This window comes from Streptomyces inhibens (assembly GCF_003389455.1).
Taxonomy (GTDB): Bacteria; Actinomycetota; Actinomycetes; order Streptomycetales; family Streptomycetaceae; genus Streptomyces; species Streptomyces inhibens.
In genome coordinates this window covers 1-5,450 of record NZ_QUAC01000054.1, presented here as the reverse complement: position 1 = coordinate 5,450, position 5,450 = coordinate 1, and the positions used below count along the sequence as shown (strand labels likewise).

General features: G+C 72.8%; 3 protein-coding genes. 1 reads left to right on the top strand and 2 read right to left on the bottom strand.

The annotated features are described in order from the left end of the window. Both DY245_RS07940 and DY245_RS07935 read right to left on the bottom strand, forming a co-directional pair. Positions 1 to 1,171, bottom strand: a 1,171-nt coding sequence (locus tag DY245_RS07940) for a PucR family transcriptional regulator ligand-binding domain-containing protein (protein WP_128504975.1), incomplete at its 3' end; no start/stop codon positions are given. 392 nt (positions 1,172 to 1,563) lie between these two features. Further along, complete coding sequence (locus DY245_RS07935) at positions 1,564 to 3,765, bottom strand: ATP-binding protein (RefSeq protein WP_128504973.1); 2,202 nt, start codon at positions 3,763 to 3,765, stop codon at positions 1,564 to 1,566. 277 nt (positions 3,766 to 4,042) lie between these two features. On the opposite strand from DY245_RS07935, the gene gabT reads away from it, so the two are divergent. After that, on the top strand, positions 4,043 to 5,392 hold the full coding sequence (gene gabT / locus DY245_RS07930) for a 4-aminobutyrate--2-oxoglutarate transaminase (protein WP_128504971.1): 1,350 nt from the start codon (positions 4,043 to 4,045) through the stop codon (positions 5,390 to 5,392). Positions 5,393 to 5,450: the final 58 nt, after the last annotated feature.

Genomic DNA, 5,450 nt, shown 5'->3' with positions numbered 1-5,450 from the left:
GGGCCTGCGCGCCGGCCCGGGCCTCAACCTCGGCGGCGTACGCGGCACAGGCGTCCGCGGCCGCCCCGCCGTCCGCGACCAGCACGATCAGCCGGCCACCGTCCGGCACGGCGAGCACCGCCTCACCGCTCCTGGCGGCCGCCGCGTCCATCGCGTCGGCAAGAGCGTCCAGGGCCGCCGGCGACCCGGCGTCCGCGGACCCTCCGGCCGACGGGTCGTCGGCGGCCACCGGCTCGGCCACCACCATCCGGAACGGCGCGTCCAGCAGCCCGCCGTAGAGCCGCCCGGCCACCGCCCGGGCGTGGTCCGGCTCCCCCGCGAGCAGCATCTTCAGTACTGCGGCGCCCAGCCGCTGCTCGGCGTCCTGCAGCGCCCGGGACCGCTCGGTGGTCAGCGTGAGCAGCGCGACGGCGGAGTGCACGGCGTAGCGTTCGGCGGTGCCGAGCGGCGCGCCGGTCCCGACCGCGAGCACCCCGCGCGCCCGGCGCCCCGTACCCAGCGACTGCAGCTCGACCCGGTCGTCACCGTCCGTGTCGCTGACCACCGAGCTGGCAGGGGCGGGGCGCTCGCGCAGCCGCCCCACGTCGTCCGCGAGCCGGGCCGCCCGCCGGGCCGCCCAGTCGGGGGCCGCGGCCACCACCGCACCCGACGCGTCGTAGAGCGCGGCCCAGCCGTCCAGATGCGCGGCGAGCCGGGCCAGCAGCTCGGCCGGTCCCTCCGCGCTGAGCGCCGCCCGGGTCAGCTCCCGCTGCGCCTCGAAGCCGGCGGTCACCGCGCGGTACTGGTCCGCGGCGACGGCGGCCGAGACCGCCTTGCTGATCGCGATGAACGGCGTCCTGCGGGGCACCCCGAGCAGCGGCAGCCCCAGCTCCCTGGCCGCCACGACCAGCGCATCCGGAATGTCCTCGTAGTTGACCCCGACCGCGAAGCCCAGCCCGACGACCCCGGCCTCGGCGACCCGCCGCACATACCTGCGGGTCGCCTCCGGATCCTCCGCGTCCAGCTTCAGCGCGGTGATCAGCAGCAGCTCGCCGCCCTCCATGTACGGCACCGGGTCGATCAGCTCACTGGCGTGCGCCCAGCGCACGGGGACGTCCAGCCGCTCCTCGCCCGCAAGCACGGTCAGCTTGAGCGCGGTGTGGTTGACCAGGGAAGCGAGGGTGTGCGGCATGGGACCTTCGATGACTTCGACGACGTTGGCGTGGGTGACCAGGGTGGCCAGGGCATGGAGCCGATGGACCTACCGGTACGGGGCATCACGGCCGGTGCGCCATCGAGCGCCGGCGCCCGGTCGAACGCCACCGCCCAGCTGTTTGCGCCGCCCCGTATGAACGGCCCGTGTCGATTCTGCCTCAGCGGAGGAATCCGGGGGACCTCCACGACGGACAAATCCGCCAGGTGCTCGCCAACCTCACCACCCAGCTCGCGGCGGCCGGCGCCTCCCTGGAGGACGTGATCGCCGGCACGCGTCACCGTCCTCGGCCATCCCGGCCAATGGTGAAGATCACGGCCACGGCTGTGGTGCGCGGGGACCGAAGGGAGGCGATGGCCTCCGCCCGCCCTTCAGGAGCGCAGGTCGACCAGCACCGGCGGTGCATGCTCCCCCGCCACCGACGTCACCGACAGCACCGCGTGCCCGACCGGGACGGAGTTGGCGAGGTCGGAGGCGGACCAGCGTTCACGCTCCACGGTGCGTACGGTGACGGCCTTGGCGGTGGCCGCCTTGCCGGTGACCAGGTGGCGGAAGATGTGGAACGCCTTTCCCGCGGCGCTCTCCGCGATGATTTGGCGGTCGGTCACATCGCGGGTCTCCACCCACTCCTTGCCCCACACCTCGGCGAACCGCGCGCCGTCCCAGGTCGTGACGCCCGCGAACGCCATCCGGCAGCCGACCGCGCCGAGCAGCGTGCCGCGCAGCGCGTCGGGCACGTCGTCCAGGGAGCGCAGCGTCAGCACCGCGCCGGCGTTGGCCGAGCGAAGTCGCTGGAGGCCGCGTAGCGCCTCGGCGGTGATGGTGTGGGCGGCCTCGTCGAGCACCAGGCAGGCGAACAGCGAGCGGTCCGTGCGGCCCACCGCGCACTCGGTGAACTGCGCCAGGACCAGCCGGGCGAGGATCCGTGAGGCCTCCGCGTGGCCGCGCTCGGGCAGTTCGATACGGACCCGCAAGGGGTGGTCGAGGGCGCGCAGGGAGACCTGGCGGGTGCGTCCCGTGGGGTCGAAGAAGTCGGCGAAGGCGGGACGGTCGAGCAGCGCGATGCGGTCGGCGAGCAGTATGGCGACATCGCCGGAGCGCTCCGACTGGCGGGCGCGGGCGTCCAGTTCGCGCAGCAGGGTGTGGGCCCCGGCGTCCTCCAGGGCGGTGCGCAGCGCGGTCACCGCCTGAGGCGCGCCGTCCAGCAGTTCGCGCAGCTCGGGCACGCTGGGGAAGCGGTCGTGGGCCGCCCGGAAGGGGCCGAGCAGCTGGGCCAGGGCGGTCGCGGCGCGCCGGCTGTCACCGCCGGGCAGTTGCTCGGCGAGGTCGCCGACCAGCGCCTCGGCGAGGATGCCGGCCGCCTCGTCGGGGTCGGTGGTGCCGCCGTAGAGATCGAGGTCGCACTCGGGGTCCGGGCGGCCGACCCTGACCACCACATCGAACGCGTCGTCAGGACCGAGGTCGGAACCGGTCGGTCCGACGGCGATAACCGCGCACTGCCCGGCCAGCGCCTGCAGGCACATCGACTCCACGACCGGCTTGACGACCCGGGTGGTCTTGCCGCTGCCGGCGGGCCCGACGGCCAGCAGCGAGGTGCCCAACACACTCGGCTCCAGGGCGCATCCGACGCCGCGGTGCTGATACGGATTGCGGGGGTGGTCGGCGGCGGTGCCGATGCGGACCTGATGCGACAGCAGGTCGTGGTGGGCGGTCCTGCGGGGCAGATCACGGCGCCCCGAGGGGTGCGCGCAGGCCTCCGCGCCGTGCCGGAGCACAGTGTCCGTGAAGGACGCCAGGGAGTTCTTGCCGGACCTGACCGAGCGCCAGGCACGTTCGATCCTGGCCACATCCACATCGTTCATCCGGCCGGAGCGGACCTCGGCGGCCAGCTTGTCGGCGGCGTCCGGAGCACCGTGGGCGCGCAGCTCGGGCCATTGGGCGCGGTCGGCGGCAGGGGCGGGCTTGGCGGCGGGGGTGTGGTTGCGGATGCGGTCGACAAGCGGCTTCAGGGTGCGCCTGACGAGTTCGGGCCAGCGGCCGAGGCGGCCGAAGATGACGACCAGGAAGGTCAGTACCAGGCCGTAGTAGATGTAGACGGACCAGAGATAGACGATCTGGTCGCCTCCGGGTGCCCGCCAGGAATCCGGCGTGAGCAGCAGCAACGGCCAGAGCCAGTAGTCGCCGAGATACCCGTTCCACAACAACGACCACAACAGCCACCCGCACAGGAACGAGATCACCGCCCCGCTGACCAGCTGCCGTCCAGGGACCCGGTCGGGATCCTCCGCGGCCCGGGGCCGGTGTCCATACGTCCAGATGCCCGGCGCGGCGGCTGGACGCGGGGTGCGCAGCCAGCTCAGCAGCGGCGGCTCGGCGGCCGCGGGACCGGCGGGCGGAGCAGCGGGCATGACCGGAAGAGCCGGCGGCGCGGCAGGCCGTGGCGGGGTGCGTGGCGCGACCGCCGGCGGGGTGGGCGGTGCCGCGGGGCGCGGCACGGTGGGTTCGGTTCGGTGCGCTCCGTCGGCCGGCTGGGGAGTGGTGTGCTGTGCGTCGTGCGTGCCCTCGGTGTCCATCCGGTGCCCCTTGTCCCCCTTGAGCCGTGGCCTGTTGCATGGTGGGCCGGCCGCCGTGTCGGTCGGCGGCCCTGCCCATTGTCATGCCCGCGCTCGTGCCCTCCGCTGCCGGGCACGCCCTCGCTCAATCTACTGGCCGCGGGCCGTCGCTATGTCCGGTGCGGACAACGCAACACGCGCACTTCTCCCGAACGGAACATGCCAGACCCGCCCACGCGCCCCTAGCCTGCGAGAACAACACTTCTGTACGTCCCCGTTCCACCCCCAGGAGACTGCCATGACCGAACTGTCCGGAGGCCCCGCCCTCGCCCAGGAGCGTCGCGTCGTCACCGCGATCCCCGGCCCGAAGTCGCAGGAGCTGTGGGCCCGTAAGCAGGCCACGGTGGCCAGTGGTGTCGGCGCCGTGCTGCCTGTCTTCGTGAAGCGCGCGGGCGGCGGTGTCCTGGAGGACGTGGACGGCAACTCTCTGATCGACTTCGGCTCCGGCATCGCGGTGACCTCGGTCGGCAACAGCGCGGAGGCGGTCGTCCGCCGGGCCACCGCGCAGCTCGCCGACTTCACCCACACCTGTGTGATGGTGACGCCGTACGAGCCGTACATCGAGGTCTGTGAGCAGCTGGCCGAGCTGACGCCGGGCGACCACGCCAAGAAGTCGGCGCTGTTCAACTCCGGCGCGGAGGCCGTCGAGAACGCCGTCAAGATCGCCCGTGCGTACACCAAGCGCCAGGCGGTCGTCGTCTTCGACCACGGCTACCACGGCCGGACGAACCTGACGATGGCGCTCACCGCCAAGAACATGCCGTACAAGCACGGCTTCGGCCCGTTCGCCCCCGAGGTCTACCGCGTCCCGCTGGCCTACCCCTACCGCTGGCTGACCGGCCCGGAGAACTGCGCGCAGGAGGCCGCCGACCAGGCCATCTCGCAGATCACCAAGCAGGTCGGCGCGGAGAACGTCGCGGCGATCATCATCGAGCCGGTACTCGGTGAGGGCGGCTTCATCGAGCCGGCCAAGGGCTTCCTGCCCGCCATCGCGAACTTCGCGAAGGAGAACGGCATCGTCTTCGTCGCCGACGAGATCCAGTCCGGCTTCTGCCGTACGGGCCAGTGGTTCGCGTGCGAGGACGAGGGCATCGTGCCTGACCTGATCACCACGGCCAAGGGCATTGCCGGTGGTCTGCCCCTGGCCGCCGTCACCGGCCGCGCGGAGATCATGGACGCCGCGCACGCGGGTGGCCTGGGCGGCACCTACGGCGGTAACCCCGTGGCCTGCGCCGCGGCGCTCGGCGCGATCGAGACCATGCGCGAGCAGGACCTGAACGCCAAGGCGCTGCACATCGGCGAGATCATGAAGGCGCGCCTGAGCGCGATGGCGGAGAAGTACGACATCATCGGCGAGGTCCGCGGCCGCGGCGCGATGATCGCGATCGAGCTGGTGAAGTCCGGCTCCAAGGACCCGAACCCGGAGGCCACCGGCGCGCTCGCCAAGGCCTGCCACCAGGAGGGTCTGCTGGTGCTGACGACCGGTACGTACGGCAATGTGCTGCGCTTCCTGCCGCCGCTGGTGATCGGTGAGGACCTGCTCAACGAGGGTCTGGACATCCTTGAGGCGGAGTTCGCCAAGCTCTGATCCGATCTGATCCGAGCTGGTCTGGTCCGGCCCGGGGCACGGCTCATGCCGCGCCCCG